The 24,245-nt window shown below is 60.4% G+C and carries 23 protein-coding genes; 10 read left to right on the top strand and 13 right to left on the bottom strand.

Annotated features, from left to right (window positions below):
• Positions 1-67: 67 nt before the first annotated feature.
• The 3 genes from DWX63_RS05735 (at position 68) to DWX63_RS05725 (ending at position 5,553) form a co-directional block, all read left to right on the top strand.
• Positions 68-2,029: a U32 family peptidase gene (locus DWX63_RS05735; RefSeq protein ID WP_117843093.1), complete on the top strand. Its 1,962-nt coding sequence runs from the start codon at positions 68-70 to the stop codon at positions 2,027-2,029.
• Positions 2,030-2,126: 97 nt separating this feature from the next.
• The gene (tyrS, locus tag DWX63_RS05730) at positions 2,127-3,338 is read left to right on the top strand and encodes a tyrosine--tRNA ligase (RefSeq protein WP_117843092.1); all 1,212 of its coding nucleotides are present in this window, start codon (positions 2,127-2,129) and stop codon (positions 3,336-3,338) included.
• A gap of 394 nt (positions 3,339-3,732) precedes the next feature.
• Positions 3,733-5,553: an adenine deaminase gene (locus tag DWX63_RS05725; protein WP_117843091.1), complete on the top strand. Its 1,821-nt coding sequence runs from the start codon at positions 3,733-3,735 to the stop codon at positions 5,551-5,553.
• Between the two features lie 295 nt (positions 5,554-5,848).
• On the opposite strand, the gene mcrC is transcribed toward DWX63_RS05725, so the two are convergent.
• From mcrC to DWX63_RS05690, 7 genes are read right to left on the bottom strand one after another with little or no spacing between them, the layout of a single operon-like run.
• Positions 5,849-6,898 carry a 5-methylcytosine-specific restriction endonuclease system specificity protein McrC gene (mcrC, locus tag DWX63_RS05720; protein ID WP_117843090.1) on the bottom strand — a complete coding sequence of 350 codons (1,050 nt, stop codon included), beginning with the start codon at positions 6,896-6,898 and terminating at the stop codon, positions 5,849-5,851.
• Positions 6,895-9,078 (bottom strand): AAA family ATPase, encoded by a 2,184-nt coding sequence (locus DWX63_RS05715; protein ID WP_199411112.1) that lies wholly within the window; start codon positions 9,076-9,078, stop codon positions 6,895-6,897. The genes mcrC and DWX63_RS05715 overlap by 4 nt, the downstream gene beginning before the upstream one ends.
• 31 nt (positions 9,079-9,109) lie before the next feature.
• Positions 9,110-9,517, bottom strand: coding sequence for a hypothetical protein (locus DWX63_RS05710; RefSeq protein ID WP_117843089.1), 408 nt, complete (start codon positions 9,515-9,517; stop codon positions 9,110-9,112).
• A complete protein-coding gene (locus DWX63_RS05705) occupies positions 9,517-9,744 on the bottom strand; it encodes a helix-turn-helix transcriptional regulator (protein ID WP_117843088.1) in 228 nt (75 codons plus the stop codon). The genes DWX63_RS05710 and DWX63_RS05705 overlap by 1 nt, the downstream gene beginning before the upstream one ends.
• Complete coding sequence (locus tag DWX63_RS05700) at positions 9,744-11,603, bottom strand: ATP-binding protein (protein ID WP_117843087.1); 1,860 nt, start codon at positions 11,601-11,603, stop codon at positions 9,744-9,746. Before DWX63_RS05700 ends, DWX63_RS05705 begins: the two co-directional genes overlap by 1 nt.
• Positions 11,600-12,052, bottom strand: coding sequence for an ABC-three component system middle component 2 (locus DWX63_RS05695; protein WP_117843086.1), 453 nt, complete (start codon positions 12,050-12,052; stop codon positions 11,600-11,602). The genes DWX63_RS05700 and DWX63_RS05695 overlap by 4 nt, the downstream gene beginning before the upstream one ends.
• Positions 12,045-13,016: an ABC-three component system protein gene (locus DWX63_RS05690; protein WP_117843085.1), complete on the bottom strand. Its 972-nt coding sequence runs from the start codon at positions 13,014-13,016 to the stop codon at positions 12,045-12,047. Before DWX63_RS05690 ends, DWX63_RS05695 begins: the two co-directional genes overlap by 8 nt.
• 454 nt (positions 13,017-13,470) lie before the next feature.
• Between DWX63_RS05690 and DWX63_RS05685 the strand changes: the two genes are divergently transcribed.
• The 6 genes from DWX63_RS05685 to DWX63_RS05660 all read left to right on the top strand — a co-directional run bounded on the left by DWX63_RS05685 (position 13,471) and on the right by DWX63_RS05660 (position 17,134).
• Entirely contained in the window at positions 13,471-13,986 is a 516-nt protein-coding gene (locus DWX63_RS05685) for a bacterio-opsin activator (RefSeq protein WP_117843084.1), read from the top strand.
• A gap of 262 nt (positions 13,987-14,248) precedes the next feature.
• Positions 14,249-14,566: a DUF2800 domain-containing protein gene (locus tag DWX63_RS05680; protein ID WP_117843083.1), complete on the top strand. Its 318-nt coding sequence runs from the start codon at positions 14,249-14,251 to the stop codon at positions 14,564-14,566.
• Positions 14,559-15,128 (top strand): DUF2815 family protein, encoded by a 570-nt coding sequence (locus DWX63_RS05675; protein WP_117843082.1) that lies wholly within the window; start codon positions 14,559-14,561, stop codon positions 15,126-15,128. The genes DWX63_RS05680 and DWX63_RS05675 overlap by 8 nt, the downstream gene beginning before the upstream one ends.
• A gap of 16 nt (positions 15,129-15,144) precedes the next feature.
• Entirely contained in the window at positions 15,145-15,330 is a 186-nt protein-coding gene (locus DWX63_RS05670; RefSeq protein ID WP_117843081.1) for a hypothetical protein, read from the top strand.
• A 451-nt stretch (positions 15,331-15,781) separates the two neighbouring features.
• Positions 15,782-16,036, top strand: a complete 255-nt coding sequence (locus DWX63_RS05665; protein ID WP_117843080.1) for a hypothetical protein — start codon at positions 15,782-15,784, stop codon at positions 16,034-16,036.
• Positions 16,037-16,339: 303 nt separating this feature from the next.
• Positions 16,340-17,134: a Cof-type HAD-IIB family hydrolase gene (locus DWX63_RS05660; protein WP_117843079.1), complete on the top strand. Its 795-nt coding sequence runs from the start codon at positions 16,340-16,342 to the stop codon at positions 17,132-17,134.
• Between the two features lie 143 nt (positions 17,135-17,277).
• On the opposite strand, the gene DWX63_RS05655 is transcribed toward DWX63_RS05660, so the two are convergent.
• From DWX63_RS05655 to DWX63_RS11115, 6 genes are all read right to left on the bottom strand, one after another.
• Complete coding sequence (locus tag DWX63_RS05655; RefSeq protein WP_117843078.1) at positions 17,278-18,120, bottom strand: Cof-type HAD-IIB family hydrolase; 843 nt, start codon at positions 18,118-18,120, stop codon at positions 17,278-17,280.
• Positions 18,121-18,207: 87 nt separating this feature from the next.
• The gene (locus DWX63_RS05650; protein ID WP_117843077.1) at positions 18,208-19,626 is read right to left on the bottom strand and encodes a citrate synthase; all 1,419 of its coding nucleotides are present in this window, start codon (positions 19,624-19,626) and stop codon (positions 18,208-18,210) included.
• 77 nt (positions 19,627-19,703) lie between these two features.
• Entirely contained in the window at positions 19,704-19,991 is a 288-nt protein-coding gene (locus DWX63_RS05645; RefSeq protein WP_006235289.1) for an ACT domain-containing protein, read from the bottom strand.
• Between the two features lie 396 nt (positions 19,992-20,387).
• Positions 20,388-21,095, bottom strand: a complete 708-nt coding sequence (locus tag DWX63_RS05640; protein WP_255413238.1) for a site-specific integrase — start codon at positions 21,093-21,095, stop codon at positions 20,388-20,390.
• Between the two features lie 18 nt (positions 21,096-21,113).
• The gene (locus tag DWX63_RS05635; RefSeq protein WP_006235292.1) at positions 21,114-21,365 is read right to left on the bottom strand and encodes a helix-turn-helix transcriptional regulator; all 252 of its coding nucleotides are present in this window, start codon (positions 21,363-21,365) and stop codon (positions 21,114-21,116) included.
• Positions 21,366-21,374: 9 nt separating this feature from the next.
• On the bottom strand, positions 21,375-21,887 hold the full coding sequence (locus tag DWX63_RS11115; RefSeq protein WP_147336061.1) for a hypothetical protein: 513 nt from the start codon (positions 21,885-21,887) through the stop codon (positions 21,375-21,377).
• 140 nt (positions 21,888-22,027) lie between these two features.
• Between DWX63_RS11115 and DWX63_RS05620 the strand changes: the two genes are divergently transcribed.
• The gene (locus DWX63_RS05620) at positions 22,028-24,244 is read left to right on the top strand and encodes a hypothetical protein (protein WP_158559623.1); all 2,217 of its coding nucleotides are present in this window, start codon (positions 22,028-22,030) and stop codon (positions 24,242-24,244) included.
• Position 24,245: the final 1 nt, after the last annotated feature.

Raw genomic sequence — 24,245 nt, 5'->3', positions numbered from 1 at the left:
AGGTCTCGTGTATGCTGGTTGGCAGCAATTTTCAGAGTGAAAGCACACCTTGGTAAGGAGTTTGCCGATGGCGATTCGGCCGATGGAGGCGAGTGGACAATGCTCAAGCGGGCTGGCGGCGAAGGGAATAGCGCTACCCGAGTTGCTGGCGCCTGCCGGCGGGCTCGACCAGATGCTCGCGGCGATTGCGGCGGGTGCCGATGCCGTCTATGCGGGGCTGGACGGATTTAACGCTCGGGTGAGTGCGCATGGCTTTAGCGATGAAGAGTTCGCGCGCGGGTGTGCTGTGGCGCACGCCCATGGCGTGCGTGTCTACGTGACGCTCAACGTGTTTGTGTTCGATGATGAGCTTGCCGACGCCGTGGCGCTGGGGGCGCATGCGCATGCGTTGGGTGCCGACGCGCTGATTGTGGCCGATGCCGGGCTGGCTTGCGCGCTGCGTGCGGCGATTCCGGGAGTCGAGATTCACCTGTCCACCCAAGCGGGCGTTCATAGTGAGGGTGCCGTGCGGATGGCTGCCAAAGAGCTGGGAGTTGAGCGCGTGACGACGGCGCGCGAGCTGAGCGTGGCGGAGATTGAGGCACTTTGCGCCACTGGCGTGCCCATCGAGGTGTTCTGCCACGGCGCTATTTGCATTGGATACTCGGGCGCGTGCGGGTTCTCTGCCCTGCGACGCGAGCGCTCTGCGATGCGCGGTGATTGTACGCAGCCGTGCCGCCTGTCCTATGACTTGGTGGATGAAGCGGGAAAGAGCGTCGTTGCCGTCGAAGGCGACCGCCTGCTTTGTCCGCGTGACTATCTGGGCATTGCGCATCTGCCCGAGCTTGTTGTCGCTGGCGTGGCTTCGCTCAAGATCGAGGGCCGCATGAAGAATCCCGACTACGTCTTTAACGTGGTGAGGGTATGGCGTCGGGCGCTCGATATGCTGTGCGACGGCACGTGGGACGCCGATGCGGTGTCGGCGCTTGAGCGCGAGCTGGGAAGATCGTTCAACCGCGGCTTTACCGATGCGTATCTGCGGGGTCGCTCGGGCGCCGAGCTCATGAGCTTTGAGCGCGCGATCAACCAGGGCGTGCGCGTGGGCCACTTGGTGGCTGTGGGCCACGAAGAGGTGACGGTTGAGCTTGATGCCGCCGTGGCGGCGGGCGATACGCTCGAGATCCGGTTTTACCCGGGTGCCGACGCGCGTCCCGACGTGCCCAAGCGCTGGCCGCAGGTGCCCTGCCCCGTGGGTGCCGCGGCGGGGGAGCGCATCGTTGTCCATTGCAAGCGCAAGGTGGATGTGGGCTGCGAGGTCTATCTGATTCGCAGTGCCGGTGTGCTGGAGCAGACGGCGACGGTGCTGGAGCGTATGCGTGCCGAGGCGGACGCGGCTACACCGGCCGAGCGCGCCGTCAAGGTGTTGCCGCTCGGGGACATCGCTGCGGTGGGCGGCACGCCGGCACAGGGGCTGGCGAAGCCGGCTCCTGCCCGCTTGGTCTTTGCTTGGGAGCTGATGGATGCGGACCCGCGCGGTGAGCGCGACCTGTCCGATGCGACGGTGGTGCTCGACGAGGTCTGCCGCGCAGGCGATGCCGTGCGGACCCGATCGCTCATGCGCCGTGCGGGGCGTGTCGTCTGCCGCAATCTGGGGCAGGTGGCGATTGCCCGGGAGCTGGGCGTGTGCTTTGACGTGGCGGCGCCGGTGTTCTGCGCGAATCGGGCCACGCTTGCTTGGCTGCGGGGCCTTGGGGCGCGGCGCGTGTTTTTGCCTGCCGAGCTTGTCGCCAACAACGCGCAGCGCATTGCCGAGCTTGCTGCTTGCCCCGGAGTTTTGGGGCCCGTCGATGCCGACAGTCCCGAGCTTATGGTGTGCGAGCACTGCCTCCTGACCGCCGAGGGGACTTGCGCCACCGATGCGGCAGAGGGGCAGAGCCATTGTCGTGACTGCTCATGCCGTCAGCAAGCGCGCTATTTGGTCGAGCGCGACGGCACACGCTTGCCCATTGCCGTCGATGCGTGCGGTAGGACGAGGATTTTCCTGTCGTAGGTGCTGCATCGCGCCGATTTGGTTATCATAAGTGAGTTTATGAACTTCCAGCACCGCCATATCCGGTGAGGGTGCTATAGCAAAAGGAGGATACCCAATGCTGTCCGTTGACGAGCAAATGCGTATCATCACCTCGGGCGCTGCGAAGATCGTCCCCGAGGCCGACCTTCGTAAGAAGCTTGAGAAGGGCGAGCCCCTTAACATCAAGCTCGGCGTCGACCCCACCAGCCCCGACCTGCACCTGGGCCATGCCGTGCCCCTGCGCAAGATGCGCCAGTTCCAGGACCTGGGCCACAACGTCACCCTCATTATCGGCAACGGCACCGCGCTGATCGGCGACCCCTCGGGCAAGAACTCCACCCGCCCGCAGCTTTCGCAGGAGCAGATCGAGGCCAACGCCGAGACCTACGTGAGCCAGGCCATGAAGATCCTGGATCCCGAGAAGACCACCATCGTGCACAACGGTGACTGGATCTTGTCGATGGATCTGGCCGGTCTGCTGCAGGTGTGCTCCAAGTTCACCGTCGCCCGCATCCTCGAGCGCGATGACTTTACCAAGCGCTACCAGTCCCAGACGCCCATCGCGCTGCACGAGTTCCTCTATCCCGTGATGCAGGCGTACGACTCGGTCATGATCAAGGCCGACGTGGAGATGGGCGGCACCGACCAGCTCTTCAACCTGCTTGCCGGACGTGAGCTCATGGAGAAGATGGGCATGGAGCCCCAGATCGCGCTCACCATGCCGCTGCTCGAGGGCACCGATGGCGTGCGTAAGATGTCCAAGTCCTACGGCAACTACATTGGCCTGACCGACGCGCCCAAGGATATGTTCGGTAAGACCATGTCTATCCCCGACGAGATGATCGGCAAGTATTACCGTCTGGCAAGCTCGCTCACCCCGGCAGAGGTCGACAAGATCGACGCCGCCCTGGCCGATGGCTCTGCCGACCCCTATGAGCTCAAGCGTGCCCTGGGCCGTGACCTGTGCGACACCTACCACGGCGCCGGTGCCGGTGACGAGGCTCAGGCCGAGTTCGATCGCGTGTTCAAGGAGGGTCAGCTCGCCGACTTCCCCGAGAAGCATGTTGAGCTGACCGTCAACGACGAGGGCCAGATCTACCTCGCCGGCCTGCTCAAGGATCTGGGCCTTTCGGCCAGCGCCGGTCAGGCCCGTCGCGACATCGACGGCGGCGGTGTGAAGATCAACGGCGAGGCAGTGGCTCCCAAGAGCTACAACATCGACCCCAGCGCCCTCAAGCTGGGCGACACCCTCTCCGTAGGCAAGCGCAAGGGCTTCAAGCTGATCTAACGAGCGGGTTAACCTCGCAAGTGCAACAAGGCCGCAGCCGGGATTCCCGACTGCGGCCTTGTTTAATGAGAGTACTCATTGGGGACGTACTTAAATGAGTGCCCGCAGAATGAGAGTGGATAATCTCCCGTTTTTGGCCTGTGTGCGGGCTCAAAGTGGGAGATTATCCACTCTCGGCATTTGCGGCGCTTGGGGACGTTCCTTTTGTGCCGGCATTTTGGGACACTCCCCGCCGTTGGCGCAGTGGGGTCAGGTTATTTTGCACCAAGTGGCGTGTACCGTTAGGCGGAGGGGAGTATTGTTGACCCTCCTTTTGGGCATACAATGGCTATTGGCTTGCTGCGGTGAAGGTCTGTCCGCCCCGCAGCTTTTTTCTACGGTAGAAGGAGTATGTATGTCCGTTGAGGTCATGAGGTCTGTGATCGAGGCCGCCGAGGGCCGCGTGCCCGTCGACACGCTGTTTGCCAATGCGCAGATTGTCGATGTGTACGGCCAGCGTGTGGCGCCCGGTAGCGTTGCCGTCAAGGATGGCGTGATTGTCGGCGTGCTGTACGACGGCCGCGATGACGCCGCCGGCACCTACGAGGCGGCTGAAGTCATCGACTGCCAGGGTCGCTATCTTGCCCCCGGTTTTATCGACGGACACTTGCATATCGAGTCTTCGAACATCCGCCCTGCCGAGTATGCGCGCATGGCGGCGACGCGCGGTACCACCACCGCAATTGCCGACAGCCACGAGATCGCAAATGTTTCCGGTTTGGACGGTCTGCGCTTTATGATCGAGGACGGTCGTCGCGCGCCTATTTCCATCAAGTACATGATGCCCTCGTGCGTGCCGGCCCTGCCCGATGAGCAGGCCGGTGCCGTCATCACTGCTGCCGATATGCAGGCATTTTTTGCCGAGCATCCGGGTGATGTCTTTGGTCTGGGCGAGATGATGAACCTGCCGGGCGTCTTTATGGCCGATCCCGAGACGTGTGCTCGCATTGACGCTGCCAACCAGACATCGTCCAAGCAGGTCGACGGTCATGCTCCGCTCGTTGCCGGCAAGGACCTGAACGCCTATGCCGCAGCGGGCATTATTGCCGATCACGAGTCGACGATTCCCGAGGAGGCGCTCGACAAGCTGTCCCGCGGCATGTATGTCATGCTGCGCGAGGGTACGTGCAGCCATGACCTGGCTAACCTGTCTCCGATGCTGCTGGAAAACTCCGCCCGTGCCCGCCGCTGCTGCTTTGCGACAGACGACCGCGCTCCCTCCGATGCGCTTTCGACCGGCATGATCGACAACGCCTGCCGTGTGGCTATCGAGGCCGGCATCGACCCGGTGGTCGCCATCTCTATGGCGTCGCTGTCTACGGCTGAGGCATTTGGCCTGGACCACGGTTGTCGCGACCCGCACGAGCTTCGCGGCGCGATCGCCCCGGGCAAGCGCGCCGACCTACTGTTGCTCGATGACCTGACGTTTGCCAAGGCTCCGCATCGCGTGTATGCCGCCGGTGCCCTGGTGGCGCAGGATGGCTCCTTTGTGGGCGAGGTCGCACCCGAGATGGCCGAGGTTGCAGCCCTTGCCGACGAGCTGCGCGCTTCCGTTAAGCTGCCGAAGCTTTCGCTCGACGTGTTCGACTATGCCTTTAAGGCGGGCGAGGCCGTTATCGATGTAATCCCGGGCATGGCTATCACGGGCATGATTCGTCCCGAGACTGACGAGGACTTGCGCCGCATTATGCTGGTTGAGCGCCACGGCCGTGGCGTGTCGCTGCAGGCCGAGGGCGTCGACGGCGACGGTCCCGCTGGTCTGGGCTTGGTCGGCAAGCATATCGGTCGCGGCTGGGTGCGCGGTTTCACCATCACCGGTGGTGCCATCGCTTCCACGATCGGCCACGACTCGCACAACGTGTGCGTGGTGGGCGACAACGCCGCCGATATGATGGCTGCCGTCGAGGCTGTGGGCCAGGGCGGTCACGTGCTGGTGCGCAACGGCGAGGTCGTGGCGCGCATTCCACTGGCGCTTGGTGGCCTGATGAGCGAAGGTACGGCCGAGGACGTGGCAGCGCAGCATGACGACTTTATGGTCAAGGCCCGCGCCATGGGTATTGAGCCGCCGCTCGACCCCATCATGGGCATCATCTTCCTGCCGCTGCCGGTCATCCCGACGCTGCGCATCCGCCCCGAGGGCATGTTCGACGTCACAACCTTCACCTACGCCGACTAGTCATTGGGGACGTTCTTAAACGACTAGTCGTTGGGGGCACTCTTTGGCTTGCCGGCACAAGCCGTCTGGTGCATGTGGGACGTCTGCCAAGTCCTTGTAACGTTTATGCCTGCGGGGCCTTATTTGAGCTCCCTTTGGGTGCGGTGGTTTCGGATAGACATCCGATCCCATCAAGCTCAAAGGGGGCTTTTCTATGTTTAAGCTGATTGCATCGGATGTGGATGGCACGCTGCTTGACCGGCAATCGGGGGGCGTTTCTTTTGGGCCGGCAGTTGGGGACGGTCCTCGCGGCTTTTCATACTGCAACCACCTTCTTGGCGAAGTGCTGCTCGGCTATCGCGTCGAGCTGGGTCGCGATCTGTTCGAAGGGCAGGTTCAGGTCGAGCGTGCGCACGCTGATCTGGTTGCCGCTCATCTGGTAGGTGCCGTCGGGCTGGGTGTCCTCGTCGGTCTTGGCATAGAGCAGCATGCCGCTCACCTCGTGCGGCCCGCCCGCAAGCTCGGCCTCCTTGTTCTTCACGTAGGTGAAGATCTGGTACAGGTTGTTCGAGTGGATGGTGCGAGTATCCCAGTTCTCCTGCAACGTATGCGTGTAGTACTTCGCGTCGATGATGAGCACGTCGCCGCCCCGCGAGAGCGTGATGTCGCTCTTCATGGCGGGCAGCATGTTGGAGAATCCATCGTCCAGCGCCCAGTTGATGTAGGATGCCTCGGCACGCAGCCTGGGGTGCTCCCTGCGGTAGTACTCGAGGATGAACTTCTCGTACAGGCGGCTCATGCGCTGCTCGTCGAAGAAGTCCATAAGGCGCGAACTGCCGTCGGCCTGCGTCTGCAGCAGGCCCTTGACTACCAGCCAGCACACGCTCATGAGCATGCGGTAGGTCTGGTTGTTGCGGTCGTATCGCATGTTCCAGTCCACCAGGTGCAGGTCGATCGGCTCCACGTCGGCGAAGTAGACCATGAGTTTCTTGAGGGCCTTCTTGCGCGTCTTGGAGATGTCGCCGCGCAGCAGCAGCTCGACCGTCGCCTTGATGACGCGGTTCATCGTCGAGTCCACGGAGAACTCGTCGTAGGAGCACACCATCTGGCTTTTCAGGAACGCCTGGGTCTTCACCGACTCGGTGACCTCAATCTTGCCCCGCAGCGAGCTGAGCGCTTCGGTGCGCCCCACGTACTCGCGCCCCAGGCCGCGCTTCACCTGGCTGGCGATGCCGCGCTCGAGGATAGCGGCGCAGAGCTCCGCCGCGTTGTCGAAGCCCTCGGTCGCCACGTCGCGGTAGCCGCGCTCGTTGAGCACCTGGAAGGCATAGGCGAGCATGTGGTAGATGTTCTGGATGTGTATCAACGAAGCGCCTGCCTCAAGCGGTCAGACCAGTCGCGAACCTTGAGCGGCTCGTCGAACCAGTACTCCTTCAGCATCGGGATGAGCTCGTACTCAACGATGGCCGAGAGCTTGGCGTCGTCGCACTCGTCCGGCTCCATGTTGCAGAAGTAGCTGTGCCCGATGAGGAAGCCCTCGCCAAGTGACTCGTCGTCGGCAATCGCCCCGTTCAGCTGCTCCACCCGCTGCACGAGTGCGTCGAACTTGGGGTTGGAAAGCGAGTCGCGGTACTCGCGGAAGCCTTCGGTGGCGAGCCCTGGCTTCAGGTCGAAGAAGGCGAAGCGGCGGCGCAGTGCGTAGTCGAGCATGGCCAGCGAGCGGTCGGCGGTGTTCATCATGCCAATGATATGGACGTTCGCGGGCACGTGGAACAGCTCGCGCGAATACAGCAGCTGCAGCTTGTTTTTCACGCCGCGCTTATCGTTCTCGATGAGCATGAACAGCTCGCCGAATATCTTGGAGAGGTTGCCACGGTTTATCTCGTCGATGATGAAGAAGTAGTCGTTGCCGTCGTCCTCGGCGGCTCGTTTGCAGAAGGTGTAGAATGCGCCCTTCACCAGCTCGAAGCCACTGGCGGAAGGGCGGTAGCCCTCGATGAAGTCCTCGTAGGAGTAGCTCTGGTGGAACTGCACCATCTGGACGCGCTGGACGTCCTTCATGCCCATGATGGAGTACGCGAGGCGCTTGGCCACATAGGTCTTGCCCACGCCCGGAGCGCCCTGCAGGATGATGTTCTTCTTGGAACCGAGCACGCCCACGAGCGTGTCGTACTGTCCCTCGTCCATGTAGACCTCGGAAAGGAAGTCTTCGCGGCTGTAGGGCGGGTACTCCACCGCGCGCTCTTCCGGTTCGTCCTCTGGCTCCTCAGCGTCCTCGAAGAACGCCTCGATCTTCGCGACGAAGTCCGGATAGTCGGTGACGTCGGTGAGCGTCTTCATGGCGAACATCTCGTCCATGTGCCAGCAGCCCTTGGCATCCCACTCGACCGCACGCACATGCGGGTAGTGCCCACCGTCAGCATCGTACTCGTAGTCGCCAGTCACGACGCCGCGCCCCAGTATCTCGGTGCGCCCCCGCTTGGCGAAGACTACATCGCCAGGTTTGATGTCGTGCGCGAACTGCCAGACGGCATGCGCCGAGTTCTTCTGGGAGGTGCCGCCGCCTCGAACCTCGAGCAGTTTCTGGCGCATGTCCTCCTTGGAGGCGTAGTCCGTCAGATCGCCGAGCTCGTACCAGCCCAAGCCCATGATGCCGTGCTCGTAGAACTCGTCCCACATTCCCGCGCCCTCTCCTGGCGCATAGAGCCAGCAGTGGGTCGTCTCGACGTCGGCATCGCCCAGGGCATTGGCCTGTGCCTCCTGCTCCGTCTTCTTCGAAGCGGCCTTTTTCTCCTTGTTGACGCGCTCCGACTCGTCGAAGGCGGCACTAGAAAGCTCCGGGAAGCTGGTATAGGGGCAGGCCTCGGTGCCGAGTTGCGACCGTATGGTGTCGCATATGGCGAGGTAGGCCTCGCCGTCGTGGATGGGAGTGTCTTTTTCTTTCGGGGCTACCTGTGCCACGGTGGGGCCAGCTGCCGATATGTCGCCCATGAACCACCGGTTACGTGAATCCAGGTTGATGAACGTGAGGGGGCGTGCCCAGTAGAGGCCCATGCTGAGCTTCCAGCCCAAGCTGAACTGGGTGACGGCGTCGTTATAAGCAGAAACGAACTCTGCCCTGGTCTGCTCATTGTCGTTGTCGGCGAGTGCGAGCTGCGCCTCGAAGACCCGCCAGAGGTTGTCGATGTCATGCTCACCGCGTCGCTTGTCGCCGGTGAATGCATAAAACGTCGCGTTGAGGGCCATCACCACAGGGATTCCGTCGAAATCGGCAGGCTGGTCTGCCTTGATTCCGAAGGAATGCGCAAAGCCAGCGGCGATCTTCATTCGGTTTGCATTCGAAAGGCCCTTGTTGAAGAGACCGAACACCGTGAACGGGTCGATGTCCGCAGGCACGTCCGTGCTGTCAAGTTTCGGGAACTTCATGTCGATTTGGACGTAGGTCTCCCGCAGCTTGGAAATAAGCGCTTGCCGATCATTACGGTAAGGAAGCAGCTTATCCGCCAGCTCTGTGTAATAGCCTATCCATGTGAATTGCATGTCCATGGCTTTGTCACCTTCCTCCTGCCTTGGCCGCCTACAACGTGTTGCTAACCGGCTGAGCAAGTGTTTTGAGGTCATCCCACGAATCCGACTTGGCTATATCGTCCTCGTAGGCTATTAAGTAGCCCCAGGCCTGATTTGCAAAGGCGTCTTCGGCGGCCAGTTCGGGCACACGAGCCAGCGCTTCAAGTACGTCGCCCGACTCGCCCAGTACGAGCAGGTTGTCATCCTGCGGAGGCAGGTCTGCCCGCTCAGAATAGGTAAACTCATTTGTCTTCGGAGCCTGCTTGCCCTGTACGAACTCATCAACGACGAGCATATGGGTCTCGCAATAGCGGGGATCGTTCGGCTCAACCCACGTATAGCCATATTGGCCGGTCTCCGTTGGGATGAGTGCCTTGTCCTTGTTGTACCAAGTGAGCTGCAATCGTGTTTTGGACATTACTCTTCCTCCACGGTCTCGCACGGAACAAGCTCCATGATGTCCTCGAGCTCGCATTCGAGCGCATCGCAAATCTTGATGAGCACACCGGTTGTGATGTTGTCACCGCGTCCAAGCTTCGCGATGGAAGAAGTGCTGACACCGCTGACCGTGCGGAGGTCTTTACGCGTCATGCTCTTATCAATCAACAGCTTCCAGAGCCTGTTGTAGCTAATCTTTCTCGCCATCAGGACTCTTCCCCTTCCGGTTCTGGGTCTTCAATCATGTCTCCATTGCGAACGTGCCTCAAAAAGCCATACCGACCTTCGTCGCTCATGGTGAAGTGGATGAGGCGCGCTCCGTCATAGTCGACGCCGGTTGGAATCTCGTTTTCGGCGATGATTACCTGGCAGCCACCGCAGTCTCTCAGCATGTGACGGTAGAGGGCAGACTTCATGCTGCTGTCTATCAGCACCTCGGAGCTCTCCGTTAGCGAGAGGCTCGGCGAGTCCAAGATGAGCATTCTGGGCCGATGAACGCCGTTCGCCTCGATGAATTTCATGAGGGTGAACGCGTAGATGGTGTTGAGGTAGGCCCGGTACCCCTTGCCCTCGCTCTTCTTGGGCTTGTTGTTCACCAGGATGTCGAATGACTGCTTCGAGATCTTTGCGGTCTTGAATCCAGGATATGCGCAGTCCTTGATGGCTTCGCTCACCGCCTCGCTAAGGTGTGTGAACAGTATCTCGTCGAAGTGTTTCTTGGCGTCGTACTTCTCCTGCGATTCGTCTTCGTTCTCGGTCTCGTCTATGTCTTGGCTGAGCACCTCGAGTTGGCTGACCATCAGATCGAGCTCTCGGCGCAGTTCGATGACGCGCCGATAGGCACCGAGTGCGTCGTGCAATTCCAGGGACTTCGGCCTGTACTCGCGATTGATGCGAGCGGCGAGGCTCTCGCGTTGCGCCTTGAGCTCTGCTATCGATGATTCCAGCTCAGAGACGAGTTCTGCAGCCTCGGCCTCAGCGCTCTCGAGGTCTTCCAATCGCCTGCGAGTCTTCTCCAACTCCGCCCTGGACGACTCAGCGTACGACGCTCTGTCTTCCTCACGCTCTATCTCGTGGTCGCAGAACGGACACTTCTCGACATATGTCGCGGCGTCATGCGCGTCGCCTTCGGCTATGAACATGAGGCGTTCGACGTCTGCCTCGTATTGGCTACGGAGCATCCGATATCTGTCAAGGAGGACTGACGTTTCTTCCAAATCTTCGGCATCTGAGGTGATCGTGATTTGCAAGTCCCGCATCTGTCTGTTGACCTCAGCCATGAGAGCATCGACCTCGCCGATTTCGGCGAGGATTTCGCTCATGCGCTCCTCGATGTCCTCGCCGCCTATCTTCTCCAGTTCTTCCTGAAGCTCGGCCTGGCGATGCTCGAAGTTCTCCATGACGTGGCGTATGTATTTGACGACAGCACCCTTTTTAGCGCGTTTCATCTCCACCGTCTCTATTTGCTCCCCGTCGTCGGCATGCCCGGTAAGGAGAAACGACAGTGCGTTGATGCTCGCCGTGATGCTCGGGTGCTTGGGGTTGTCGATTATCGTCTTGGTTGTAAAGATGTGCTCCTCGTCGAGGAACATCTGGTGGACGAACGTGCGGAAGGTGAATTGCTGCTTTCTCAGTTGCTGGGTGCTAATAATTTGAACCGGTTCCTCCACACCTAACAGGCGAGGCAGAACAGTGCTGTTGTAGCTTTCCTGTCCGGGGCTTCCCTTAACGCGCCATACACCGTTTTCGATGCAATCGAGCGAGGTGCGTATGGTGATGGTCGTGTCTGCCTTCGAACCTTCTTCGGCTTCCAATACCTTCCGCTCCGCATAGAAGGTATCGCCGTCTGGGTTCTCGAGCGTCATTGAAATGGTGTCTATGCCGGACGACGCCTTATCCATAGGAGGGTTGTCCGCGCCGAGCATATAGTCGATGCACATGACGACGTAAGTCTTGCCAGTGTTAGATGGGCCGTGGATTATGTTGACGCCCGGTTGGAATTCTACGAACGAGTCCTCCACGCCATCGCCCGTTGCCCTGATCTCTTTGACATAAAAGTCGTTCATTTCCGCACCTCCGTCGCCGACCTCCGCGAGAGCCGGTTTATCTCGTCAATCAGTGGCTGCAGGCCGCGCTCGGCCACGTAAGCGAAAGCCTTGTGCGCACATGCGGCATACGACGTCGCATACGCCGTCTGGAGGGACTCGAAGTACGCCGAGCCTGCCTTCGTTGGGACGTACCCGATACCGTCACCAGCCACTATGGGCTGCGCATAACCTTTGAGCACGAGCTCCTTCAACGCGGCTCGCACTATCTCACGACGCACCGCGAACTCGCTGAACTTGAATTGGTTGTCCCCGTTGAGGTTGATGTCGGAGATGGAGAAAGTCCTCCCATACGTGGCGACGAAGTCCACTACGTATGTTGTCTCCAAATCGAGGGCAATTTTGGAAACATTGAGGAGGGTGAGGACTCGAAGGGAGAGTTCGAACCGCGTGTTGAAGATTCTACTCATCCTTATCGACCCATCCTTCAAGCCTCCCGTCGTTGACGAGGAAGTGGCAGACCCCCTTCTTCTGGGCTGCACCAATCCAGTCGGTATCGCGGCTCAACCAGCTCCTCTGGACGGACACTTGCGACGCCTGTTTGAGCACCTCTCTAAGACGCGCCATTCCGTTGTGGTAGTCGTCTTCATAGGTGTCGACGACCCCCTCGTAGATTTCCTCCTCGAAGACGCGGAACTCGTCGTCCTCCCATTCGGCGAAGGCGTCCCTCATTCCACGGTTCACAGACTCTGCGGCGTAATAATCCTGTCGCATACGGTCGTAGTGCTTCTTGTGCTTCCCATGAGTGGCGAGGGACTCGACTGTGAAGCCCTCCACACCCTCGTCCTCTCCATACGCATCCATCAGAGCATCGATGTAGCGATGCTCGTCTGCGGATGGAGTATCGGGTGGCTGCACCGACTCGAGCCTCGGGAATCGTATAGATTCACTTTCTGCCGCCTTGCCAGCCGTTTCAGGTTCTTCGACGTTATTCCGTTGGAGAACCTCGATGTAGGCTTCGGAGAGAAACTGGGCGAGCGTGCCGTTTGAGCTGAGTGCGTGAAGCGCCTGTTTGCGCTCTGGAAAGATGTCGGAGTTGGCGATCATGTCCGCAATCACTGCCCGAAGCTCTTGGATCTTCGTCGGGAACAGCTCGCTGATTATTTCGCGCTCGAAAAACGGCACTATCTCCTGTCGCACGAGCGGCTCCTGCGAATAACGCCGTATCTCTTCGTGTGGATTTGCATGGCGATTCATGATCTCTGAGGCCCGAGATTTCGAGCACTCGATGTAATAGTCGCCCTTGCCATCTAGCTCCATTGTCTGGGAGATGACGCTGTACAACACGGTGATGATGTGGGGGTCGGATTTCGGCTTGCCTTTCCAGACAGCTTTGATGGCCCGAACGTACTCCGAGAATACGAAATCGGTCATCTAGCACCTCCCACCTGCGCTCCGAACCTTTGCCGAACCTCTGCCGAACCTTTCGGTAACGCTTTGAGGGCCGTGCGTCCCTAGACTCCAGAACATACGAGCTGTGCGGTTGCGAACCGCTCGCCACAGCACAACGGCGGTCACAGGAGTTTTAGAGACCTTTCTATTCTACCACCGCTTGTTGCGGACGCGGTTTTGATGTTTGCGAACGCAAAATATCACTTCGCAATTTGCACTGCATCGTACAGCTCGGATAGCGGCTCATCGCTATGGCCATATCGATGCATTCGCAGGCGTTATCCGAGCAGACAAATCAATAATGCACCAGCGGCGAATGGCTGGTCACCAAGCCGGGGCGGAGAAATCCGCACGAGGTGACCCATGCCGCGCATCTGTCTGACAGATTCATTCGGGCGATCTCCGCTTCGGCTTCCGAGCCAAGAGGAGACAAACAATGAAAGCCCGAGACAACCGTTCCAAGACCCATCGCATCTACCTCAAGTCCACTTGCCAGTGGGTGGAAGTCGACGAGGAAACCTACCGCCCCTACATCCGCGAGTGTGACGCCACCCGCAAACGCATGCAGTACCACGGGCGCTGCGTCTGCCCCAAGAACCGCTTCTGGCTGTGTGATGCAGACTGTCTGAGCTGCGAGTTCCGCCGCGCGGGCGACGTTCTTTCGCTCGACCAGGAGATTGCCGAGACCAGCAGCGAGCTCTCGCTGTTCGACACGCTCGAAGACACCGCCCCCAACATCGAGGACATCGTCGCCGATTTCGACGAGCTGTCAGGTCTTCTGCACGATCTCGCCCAGATCATGCCGGAGGCCATCAAGGTCGGCATCCTGCGCGAGCAGGGCCTTGCCGAGTCCGCCATTGCAGCTGAGCTTGGCATCTCGCGCACCACGCTGCGTTCACGTCTCGCCAAGGCCCGCGAGCGACTGGCCCAGGAATATCCCGACGTCCTCTAGCCCCTCGCCCCGGCTGCACACGGGTAGCTGGGCCCTTTTTCTACACGAATTTTCGTCCTTCTTCGTCAACCGGCGTGGCCCGCCTCCAGGGGATGACGAAGGGCACGACCCGAGGAGGTGAACCACATGCCCACGACGAACAAGAGCCCTGCCCAGGAGGCAGCGGACGTGCCGGCCTCGATAAGCCGAGTGTCGACGCGTCTGACAGGGCAGCTCGAAGCCCTGGCAAAGCAAAGCCAATCCGAGGAGAAAGGACAAGAAGGTGACGAACGAGGAGATCATCGCAGCCATCCGCGAAATCAAGGGCGCTACCAGCTGCATTGACGCGGTCGTAGACCAGGTGGCCGAGGCGCTGGGCGGCCAGGGCATACATGATTCGGATTCAGAGAGGAGGCTGCTCGGCATCGCCGCCATGCAGAAGATGCTGGGCAAGCGCCGCTTCGACGAGGTGCTCGGCGGCCTGGTAAAGAAGCCGCAGGGCAAGCTCGTCCTCGTGCCCCTCTCCGACAAGAGGCCGCCCATAAACAACGCAAAGAACGATTTCAACGACAACGATACGGAAGGAGCCAACAATGGCTAACAACGCAACCAAGAACCCCATGAAGGTCATCACCGGCCCGGACACCCGCTGGAGCTACGCCAACATCTGGGAGCCCAAGTCCATCAACGGGGGCACCCCCAAGTACTCCGTGAGCCTGATCATCCCCAAGGCCGACACGCGCACCGTCGAGAAGGTCAAGACCGCCATCGTGGCTGCATACGCCGAGGGGCAGGCAAAGCTCAAGGGCAGCAGCCGCAGCGTGCCGCCGCTGTCCTCCATCAAGACGCCGCTGCGCGACGGCGACGTGGAGCGCCCGGACGACCCGGCCTACGCCAACTCCTACTTCATCAACGCAAACTCCGCCACCGCACCCGGCATCGTCGACGCCGACCTCAACCCGGTGCTCAGCCGATCCGAGGTCTACTCGGGCGTCTACGGTCGCGCGAGCATCAACCTCTACGCTTTCAACACCAACGGCAACCGTGGCATCGCCTGCGGCCTGAACAACCTGCAGCTGATCCGCCCCGGTGAGCCGCTGGGCGGCAAGGCCAGCCCGGAGGCCGACTTCGCCGCCGCAGATAACGACGACTTCCTGAACTAGAGGGGAGGTGAAGGACATGGAGGCGATCACGACCATTATCCTCGACGTGCTGTTCGGCTGCTACTGCCTGTCCGTGCTGACCTGGACGGTCATCGGCGTGCAGACCATCGTGCGCGACCACAGGGAAGAGAAGCGTCGCGAGGCTGCGGCTAACCGCGACGAGGAGTACCACGCCGAGCGCATGAGGGCGCTCGGCAAGTAGGGAGCCCACGGGGCGGCGGCGACCAAGGAGCCGCCGCTCCTCTTCGTTTGGAGCGCGCATGAAGACGCTGATGATGGACATAGAGGCCTACTCCGGCGCAGACCTCGCCAAATGCGGTGCCTACCGCTACGCCGAAGACCCCGACTTCGAGGTGCTGCTGCTCGCCTGCAGCGCTGAAGCGAGCTGGGGCGCTCGCCAACAAGTCGCTCAACACCTGCTGCTTCATCGGCAAGGTCAAGTGTCCGCACTGCGATGTGAGTTACTGCACAACCGCCGTCGTAGGGAGCGCAGCCAACAGGAGTTCTGGAGCCGCGGCTCGAAGAAGCAGCGCGGGAGCGCCTGCTCCGTCAGGGGAACTGTGCCCCCATGCCGTGCTCGACTGAATTGTTCAAGGAATTCTCAAGGTACAATTAGCCTGTTGAGGGTCGCCGTTGATGGAGGAGCGAACACTATGAGGCATGTTTTCAAGGCTAAGAAGCTCGGTTGGGGCAACGATAAGACCGAGGGCATTTGGTTCGATGCCGACGATTACACCAAGGAAGAGGCGGAGGCCGAGTTCAAACCCTACCAAGGCGTCACCCAAAGGGGCTACGACTATACGGGCTATGAGTACGACGGGGAGCGCTACCACCACTACACCTATCTGGGCGAGTTCGAGGATGGCGACATGCCCACTAGTGATGCCGATCTCTGGAAACGCAAGTAGGCAGCCCTTTTGAATTCAAACCCGGGGCGCTTCCTTAGAGGGGGCGTCCTTTTCCTGCCTTTGTGACGCGACGCGAGAATTCACCGCGAGACTAGTCATCGGGGACGTTCTTAAACGACTAGTTGCCCGGGACACTCTTTGGCTGATTGCTCGTGATGCAGGCACGCTTGCCTGGGCCACGCATGTGAGCCCCGTGCCAGCTTCCGGTAATCCTTTTGCTGTCCCAGGCTTGGACGAGCTCCTTTTGGGTACGGTGGGTTTGGATATATGTCTGATTCCATCAAGCCCGAAAGGAGCTTTTTCATGATTAAACTGATTGCTTCGGATATGGACGGTACGCTGCTCGACGAGAACAGCCAGGTCCCGCCCGAGACCTATGAGCTGATTGTCGCCCTGCGCGAGCGCGGTGTGCATTTTGCCGCGTCGTCGGGCCGCCGCTACGACCGCCTATGCGAGTTCTTTGCGCCCGTGGTCGACAAGATGGATTTTGTCGCGGCCAACGGCGCCCAGGTCTATGCGGACGGCGTCGAGGTCGACCGTGAAGTCTACTCGCATCTTGCGATTCGCAAACTCGCGCGCACGGTCAAGATGTTCCCCAACATGCATCTGGCGCTCTTCGATCGCACCAAGTCCTTCTTGCTCGACGACGAGGATAAATTCGTCCGTGAGATCGACAAGGACCTGCCCAATGCCGAGCGCATTTGGGGCTTGCCCGACCCACATGTGAACATCATCAAGGCCTCGATTATCTGCGATGACGGCAACGTGATGGACAATGCCTACGTGCTGCAGCGCGAGCTTGGTGGCCTGTTCTCCTTCGCGCCTTCGGGCAACGCGTGGATCGACGCCATGCAGCCGGGTGTGTCCAAGGCTTCGGGTATCGAACAGCTCATGGAGCATTATGGCGTTGAGCGCGAAGAGGTCATGGCGTTTGGCGACTCGATGAACGACTACGAGATCATTCGCTTTGTGGGCACGGGCTGCGCCATGCAAAACGCGCGTCCAGCGCTCAAGGCGGTCGCCGACCGCGTCATCGGCTGTAACCGCGATCACGCCGTTCAACAGGAATTGCGCCGCGTGCTGGACAGCCTTTCCTAGTCTGGCACCTGGGGACAGTCCTTGCGGCTATTCGTAAAGACTGCTCCCAGCGACTAGTCGTTTAAGAACGTCCCCGATGACCATCGCCAAGGAGTGTCCCAGGGTGCCGGCAGAATAGGAACGTCCCTAACTGCCGGATGTGGCTAGGCGAGGGCGGCCATGATGGTGCGGGCGACGCCGTCGTGGTCATTGTCGTACTCGGTCACGGCGTCGGCGGCCTCGCGGTCCTCGGGTTCGGCGTTGAGCATGGCCATGCCGTGACCCGCTGCCTGCAGCATGGGGATATCGTTGATGTTGTCGCCGAAGGCCCAAGCGTCGGCAAGGGGCTCGCCCAGATGCTCGCACAGCCACGTCAAGGCTGTTCCCTTGGTGGCGCCCTCGCCCATAACCTCGATATTCATGGAGTACGAGCGCGTGATCTCGATGCCTGGGAGCGTGCTGAGCGCTGCGGCGATGGCGTCGCGGTCGGCGGGGTCGTGCCAGTACATCGCGATGCGCTCCAGGGTTTCTACCTTATCGATCTGGGCGTCGGCGTCGATGTCGATCGGCGTACGCGTGCGCCTGAGCGAAGCCGCGATGTGAGGATCCCCACCGCAGAACTCGTCTAGGCGCTCATAGAGGGCGCGGGGGAGAAAGCACTGCCCGTCGGCAAAGATATCGAAGGTGACGTCGTGGTCGGCAGAAATGCGGTGAATGCGGTGGGCGAGGTCGCGGTCAAGCGGGTGGCTCAAAATGCAGGTGGCGCGCGAGGCGCACGCGGGCGCGTCGCCGTCGAGCTGCCAGACGCTGGCGCCATTGGCGCAGACCGCATAGTGTACGGCGGGGTGGGCGAGGATCGGCTCAAAGACGCCCGAAAGCGGACGCCCGGTGCAGGGCACAAACTCAATGCCGCGGCGTGCGAGCTCGTCGAGCATCGCCCAGGTGGCATCGCTCATCTGCTTATCGCTTGTCAGCAGTGTCCCGTCCATATCGGAAAACACAATCATCTGTTGCAGTCCTTTCCACTGGCATAAAAAGCGTGGCCGAGGGCTGCGGTGCCCTGGCCACGCTCAAGAGTTATAGAGGCCCGCGCGTTAGCGGTCGGCGAGCGGTTTGTATTCCAGTTGCTCGATAACCGGGCGGTAGGCCGGACGGATGATGCGATGCGCGCAGAAGAGCTCTTCCATGCGGTGTGCCGACCAGCCTGCCATGCGTGCGACGGCGAACAGTGGCGTAAAGAGCGTCTCGGGCACGCCGAGCATTTTGTAAATAAAGCCCGTGTACAGGTCGATGTTGGCGCAGATGGGCTTGGTCATGCCGTGGTCGCGCATCACCTGCGGGGCCAGGCGCTCGATGCGCTCGATGAGCGCGAACTCCTCGCCCAAGTCCTTCTTGGCGGCAAGCGAGCGCGCGTAACGGCGGCAGACCTCGGCGCGCGGGTCGCTCAGCGTATAGACGGCGTGGCCCATGCCGTAGATGAGGCCGGTGCCGTCGAAGGCCTGCTTGTCGAGGATCTTGCCCAGGTAGGCCGCGACCTCGTCCTCGTCCTCCCAATTGGAGACATGCGCACGGATGTCCTCGTGCATGGACACGACCTTGGCGTTGGCGCCGCCGTGGCGCGGGCCCTTGAGCGAGCCGATGGCCGCGGCGTAGGCGGAATACGGGTCGGTGGCCGAGGAGGACAGCACGCGGCAGGCAAACGTGGAGTTGTTGCCGCCGCCGTGCTCTGCATGCAGCATGAGCATCACGTCGAGCAGCATGGCTTCGTCGCGGTTGAATGCCATGCCGCCGCGCAACACCTGCAGGATGGTCTCGGCGGTGGAGAGGCCGGGCGTGGGGTGCGGCACGTGAACCTCGGAGCCGCGAAGCTTGGCGATCGAGGCCATGTGTGCGAAGGCGGCGATGCGCGGGAGACGTGCGAGCATGGAAATAGCCACGTCGATCTCATGCTCGGGCGTGATCACGTCTGGTTCGGCATCGAAGGCGTAGAGCAGCAGCACGGCGCGCTGGAGCACGTTCATGATGCTCGACGACACCGTGGTCATAGGGAACTCTTTGACGTACTCGTCGCTCAGATGTCTAAAGGCGCCCAGGCGCTCGCAAAAGCCGTCGAGCTCTTCCTTGTTGGGCAGCGAACCCGTGATAAGCAGATAGGCGACTTCCTCGTAGCCGTAGCGATTCTCGGCCTGGGCATTGTTGACCAGATCCTCGATGCTGTAGCCGCGAAGCGTGAGCTTGCCCTGATCGGGCACGACCTTTCCGTCGACCTTGTTGTAGCCGTGCACATCCGAGATGCGAGTGAGGCCCGCGACCACGCCCGAGCCGTCGGCATTGCGCAGGCCGCGCTTGACATTGTGCTCAACAAACAGGCCCTCGTCATAAGGGTCGGTCGGCAGGCCGTGGTAGAGGCTTTCGCTCTCAGGCGAAATCTGGCGGCTTGCTTCGTAATCCAGAACCAGGCGGCTCAAGTGGTCATCGAAGCGGTAATAGATTTTCTTGGCGTCGTAGGCCATGCGCGCTCCTCTCCGGGCCGCATCGGGGTGACTTGCATGGGCATGCGCGCGTCAGGCTATCCCCAGCGGCTTGCTCGCTACAGGCGGTACATAAAGTTGAAGACGTCCTCGCGCTGGATGGACACGTTGACGCCCGAAAGCTCGCCGGCCTCGGCCAGCGCCTTCTGCAGCTCGGCGAAGTCGAGCTTGGACTCGGCGGTATCGGCCAGCATGGTCATGGTGAAGATGTCCTCGATAATGGACTGCGTGATGTCGCGGATGTCGACGTTGGCCTCGCCTAGGACACGGGTGACGCCGGCGACGATGCCGGGGCGGTTCTTGCCAAGGACGGTGATGACGATACGGGAGGACGAGATCTCGGCCATGGGAAACCCTTTCGCGTGATTGCGGCGCGCGCGGGGCGCTCCGCTACGGTACAGTGTTCATCATTGTACCTGTCTGGCGCAAAAAAGGCGCGCTCGCTGCGGTGTTACATGCCTGCAACATGAGCGTAAGGGGGAAGGCCGTACGGGGAAGAGCCGTCTGGCGCGTGTCCGGCTCGTGTTGGGTTGATTTCCGATCTCAGCCGAACACATTGAGCGGACAGGCCGTTCCCGCAGTCAGCCGAACGCCTCCGACGGCTGATTCCGAACTGGAAGCGGAGGGCATCCCCGCCCTTCGGTAGGGGATACCGCTCCGCGGCGCATGCCGCGGGCGGCGCCCCTATCGGACCACCGTGACCTCAGTTGGGATGGGCCCAGCACTGCCGCGTACTCGGTGAGCTAGAGCCAACTGTTCGTCTTCACGTCGCGTATGGCGATATTTCGGTCGTCCGGCTCGGTGATGCCGTAGCCGAACGCCTGGAGCGTCTCGATGGACTCCTGGATCCTCTGTTGGAACATGGGACCCGGATCGACCCTCGGCCCGAGGTGCCCGCGCCAAAGGCACGGCGTGGCGCGCAGCATGTTATGGATTTTGGAGATGGGCTCGATGTCGGCGTAGACGTTGAGCGTCGCCATGGCGTCCTTGTGGCCGAGGATCGATTGGAGCGCCTTGATATCGCCGCCTTGGCGGATCCACTGCGTTGCGAACGTGTGGCGAAGGCCGTGGAGCGTGATCAGCTCGTCGTTGGTGCCCATGAGGCCGTTGGTCTCCGAGAACGTCTTGAACGCCCTGCGGATATAGCTTGTCGTCGCGAAGGTCGCGCCCGGCTCCGACAGGATGTAGCAGTCCCCGATCTCGACCGCCCCGGTAAGGCCGCGCAAGCGCAGCTTTCCGCAGTCGATCTCGTGGGTCTCCTTCAGGAAGGGGAGTAGGCCGACCGGGTCGATGGGGATACCCCTGGCGTCATGGGTCTTGGTGTCCTTGATGAACGAACCCATTCCCTTCGCGTACGCCACCGAGTGTCTGATCGAGATCAGGCCCGTCTCGAAATCCACATCGCACCACCGAAGGCCGCAGACCTCGCCGATTCGCATCCCCGTGTGCAGGGCGAGTACAACCGCCCTCTAATCCTCGGCGGACCAATCGAGTCCGAACTCCTTTCGGGCATCCTCTTCGCTCATGACTTCGAGAAGGTCTCCGGGTTGGCAACGAAGGGCGAGGCATAGCTGCTCGAGTGTGTTGAAGCGAATGCCGCGAATATGCCCTTTTTTAATACGGGACAGGTTCACGGGCGTGGTTCCAATCCTTTCGGCAAGTTCGTTCGAGGAAATCTTTCGCTCGGCCATGATCTTGTCGAGGCGAACAATTACGGGCATGGCGTTTCCTTACGCAATCTCGTCGGAGTCGAGGTACAGCTCTCGGGCGTATAAGAAGAGCTGGGAAAGCATGAACAGGACGATGCCGAGAACCAGAGAGGTCCAATCGAATGATGAAGCGATCTCTTGGGCGCCGACGGCCCCCTCGCCGCCAAACATCGAAACGGAGGTTTTGAGTGAGCCGGCGTAGAGGCTGGTGGCAGCTTGAACAACGAAGAGAATGCCGAGCACCTTCAAGCATGTCGCAGACCCTTTCTTGAAGGGGTCTGCGCTCTTGATCGTCCACACGAGAACGGCGCTGAGGATGGTCGTAGCGATACCGATGACGGCAGGGACCAATGTCGAGATCGCAAGGGCTGGATACGCGGGGGAGTCTGCAATTACAGGGTTGTCGAGCACTTCGATTGCTGGCTTTAAGGAGAACGCCACTTGTGCGATGGCGGTGGCGCAAAGGGTCGCAGAGGCTATCGCACATGCGATGCGGAAGGAATGAAGCCGGGGAGTGCGATTGTCGGAACTCATAATAACCTCCGAGGAATTTAAAAACTCAGGTTACTTTTTAACAGTTTATGTTAAATTGACTTTGCCGGCAAGTAATAAGGGCCGAGCATTTTGTTCGGCCCTTCTGTTCCGACTGGATGAGGTTAAGGTTGGCGATGAATATGCTCAAAATCTCGAAGGCGATCTTTAGGTCGCTTCTCTCCTCCAGGTCGCTCTGTGTTGTCGTTGTTGCGTTGATGGTTCTTTGTGCTCTGCCCGTCTTCAGGAGCGCGGCTGGCATCGACGGACGGGTCGAATACCTCGAGTCGGGAATAACCCGTGTTGAGCAGGAATTGTCAGCATCCTATGCGGATGCGCTTGTGAATGCGGGGGAGGACGGTGTCTATACCTCTTCATCAAGCATGCCCGCGCTTCTGTACCCTCTTGCCGCGGGACGTCTTATCTTGGCACCGCTCTCTCCCCTACTTCCGTTTCTGCAGATATCGGATGGAGAGTACACCTATTATGACGGATCGAAGGAGTACTTGCTATGGGTCGCAACGGCCGTTGCCGTCTCGTTCCTTGCCGCGCGTCTTAACAAACGTGAAAAGCTCATCATCCAGGCACCGATGGGCGAGCTGGGTAGACTTGTTGCATCGAGCGTATGGGCGAGTGTTTTTGCAATGCTTGCCATCCTCGCCATCAATCTTCCAGGGATAATCGCCGCGCTTGTGAAGAATGGCCCGGGCTCGCCGTTCTATCCGATAGGCTACATTCAATATGCGACTCCGGTTATCAAACCGGCTTGGCTGGTGTTCGCGCAGACGGCCATCTTGCAATTCTTGGTGGCAGCGTTCATCTCGCTTGTCGTTCACCTTGCCGTGAAGATTGCCAATAACCCTACGCTTGGAATCGTGTTCGTATGTGCCCTGATGGGGGTGACGATGGTTCCCGGGTATTACGGAAGATCCATCGCTTTACGTGAGTTCGCCCTGTTGAATCCCCTTACGTATGCGAACACTGAGTTGACCGTCGGCGCCTATAGCCCGTACCCGACAACGCAGATAGTGAATCTGCCTGGACTTTGCTTCGAGCGTGGCGCGATTGCCCTCGTATGCGCAATCGGGATCGAGGTGCTGGCAATTAGCCTGCTTTGCGTTGCTGGAAAGAGCGGCTGCGCGTGCCCGATATCCCCGATTTTTCTTGAGAGAGGTTCCTTCACTGCATCGAGAACGGCAACTCGTTCGAGCGCTTGTGCCTTCGCCGTTGCATACGTAAGAACGATGGGGAAACTGCTCCTGCGTTCTCCTACCCTCGCCGTATGCGCGATTGCAATGTCGACGACGATGCTGGCCCCGGCTCTGGTCGAGATGTTTCCTGACGCTGATAACGTTTCCGCTGTTCGGTATAGGGATGGGGAGCTCCGTTCAATAGATCGGTATCTAGAGCAGAACGCTGCGAATATGGACGTCGAGGGCAAAGCGGCCCTGGAAGACATGCGGGATGCTCTTTCGGGTTTCGTGTACGCGCCTATGCCTGCGGAGGGGTTTCGAAGCCTTGCGACGTACGAGCGCGCTCGAGGTGAGCTGGGCGCGGCAGATGCGACTCTCCTGCAATCGATCGGAATCGAGCCGGAGACTCCTTCTCGTGCGGAGGCGCGCGCCCTTCTGCTTGAGTCGATCGCGAGCTTGCCGGACCCCAAGGTTTACGAGTTAAGTACGAAGATGCCCCCATTAATCCTCCTTTCGTATCTCCAGGCAGCGCTTCCCTCCTTATTTTTGCTGTTGCCCGTGGTTGTCACATCGCTCGCGTGCACCCACCTGCAGTGTCGTTCCCTTCTGGTTCTCCAGATCCCCGCAACAGCGCATGTGCGTTTTCTGACGGCTGTTGCGCTGGCTCTCCTGCTTGGCTTGGTGCTGCTTTTGGTGTCGATGGTTCCCGCTGTCGTTGTGTCCGTGATTAAGAACGGTGCGGGTGGATCGGAGTATCCCGTCGCTCTCATTCGGGCGGGAGCTTCGACAACGTCCACGGTGGGGGAGGCGGTGTTGTGCAGTATTCCGTTGCTGGTCATGGCATACGGCGTGATTTCCGTCGTCGCTGCGTTGACAGCAGCGATTAGCCGCAACTCCGTTGTCACCGGAATGGTTTGCGCGGTTCTCTTGGTGTTGGGTTCGTTGAGCGCTCATGTTGAAAGCGTGGGCATGGGCGTCGCGCTGCTGGCTCCATTCGCCTCGTTTGATCCCGCTTCCCAGGTGGGGACGATTGGGTTTCTTGGGCGAGGGACGAACGCGATGCCTTTTGGAGAGGTCGTCGGCGCATCGGGCGCTCTGCTGGTGGTCTTGGGCGCCGTATCTCCGTTGATGGTGCGCCTGAGTGTTCCAAAGATCGAAAGGGGATGAT

The sequence above is a fragment of the Collinsella sp. AF20-14LB genome (genome assembly GCF_003459505.1).
Classification (GTDB): domain Bacteria; phylum Actinomycetota; class Coriobacteriia; order Coriobacteriales; family Coriobacteriaceae; genus Collinsella.
Note: the sequence above shows the minus strand (reverse complement) of the source record. Positions and strands in the feature narration are given on the sequence as shown.

Bases quoted from the DNA above. Each gene is read 5' to 3' on its own strand.
- DWX63_RS05650 (WP_117843077.1), bottom strand. From the start codon at position 19,626: ATGGCCTACGACGCCAAGAAAATCTATTACCGCTTCGATGACCACTTG.
- DWX63_RS05710 (WP_117843089.1), bottom strand. From the start codon at position 9,517: ATGTCCAAAACACGATTGCAGCTCACTTGGTACAACAAGGACAAGGCA.
- DWX63_RS05620 (WP_158559623.1), top strand. From the start codon at position 22,028: ATGCTCAAAATCTCGAAGGCGATCTTTAGGTCGCTTCTCTCCTCCAGG.
- DWX63_RS05645 (WP_006235289.1), bottom strand. From the start codon at position 19,991: ATGGCCGAGATCTCGTCCTCCCGTATCGTCATCACCGTCCTTGGCAAG.
- DWX63_RS05695 (WP_117843086.1), bottom strand. From the start codon at position 12,052: ATGAGTAGAATCTTCAACACGCGGTTCGAACTCTCCCTTCGAGTCCTC.
- DWX63_RS05705 (WP_117843088.1), bottom strand. From the start codon at position 9,744: ATGGCGAGAAAGATTAGCTACAACAGGCTCTGGAAGCTGTTGATTGAT.
- DWX63_RS05725 (WP_117843091.1), top strand. From the start codon at position 3,733: ATGTCCGTTGAGGTCATGAGGTCTGTGATCGAGGCCGCCGAGGGCCGC.
- DWX63_RS05670 (WP_117843081.1), top strand. From the start codon at position 15,145: ATGGAGGCGATCACGACCATTATCCTCGACGTGCTGTTCGGCTGCTAC.
- DWX63_RS05735 (WP_117843093.1), top strand. From the start codon at position 68: ATGGCGATTCGGCCGATGGAGGCGAGTGGACAATGCTCAAGCGGGCTG.
- tyrS (WP_117843092.1), top strand. From the start codon at position 2,127: ATGCTGTCCGTTGACGAGCAAATGCGTATCATCACCTCGGGCGCTGCG.
- DWX63_RS05665 (WP_117843080.1), top strand. From the start codon at position 15,782: ATGAGGCATGTTTTCAAGGCTAAGAAGCTCGGTTGGGGCAACGATAAG.
- DWX63_RS05715 (WP_199411112.1), bottom strand. From the start codon at position 9,078: ATGGACATGCAATTCACATGGATAGGCTATTACACAGAGCTGGCGGAT.
- DWX63_RS11115 (WP_147336061.1), bottom strand. From the start codon at position 21,887: ATGAGTTCCGACAATCGCACTCCCCGGCTTCATTCCTTCCGCATCGCA.
- DWX63_RS05675 (WP_117843082.1), top strand. From the start codon at position 14,559: ATGGCTAACAACGCAACCAAGAACCCCATGAAGGTCATCACCGGCCCG.
- DWX63_RS05700 (WP_117843087.1), bottom strand. From the start codon at position 11,603: ATGAACGACTTTTATGTCAAAGAGATCAGGGCAACGGGCGATGGCGTG.
- DWX63_RS05660 (WP_117843079.1), top strand. From the start codon at position 16,340: ATGATTAAACTGATTGCTTCGGATATGGACGGTACGCTGCTCGACGAG.
- DWX63_RS05690 (WP_117843085.1), bottom strand. From the start codon at position 13,016: ATGACCGATTTCGTATTCTCGGAGTACGTTCGGGCCATCAAAGCTGTC.
- DWX63_RS05685 (WP_117843084.1), top strand. From the start codon at position 13,471: ATGAAAGCCCGAGACAACCGTTCCAAGACCCATCGCATCTACCTCAAG.
- DWX63_RS05635 (WP_006235292.1), bottom strand. From the start codon at position 21,365: ATGCCCGTAATTGTTCGCCTCGACAAGATCATGGCCGAGCGAAAGATT.
- DWX63_RS05655 (WP_117843078.1), bottom strand. From the start codon at position 18,120: ATGATTGTGTTTTCCGATATGGACGGGACACTGCTGACAAGCGATAAG.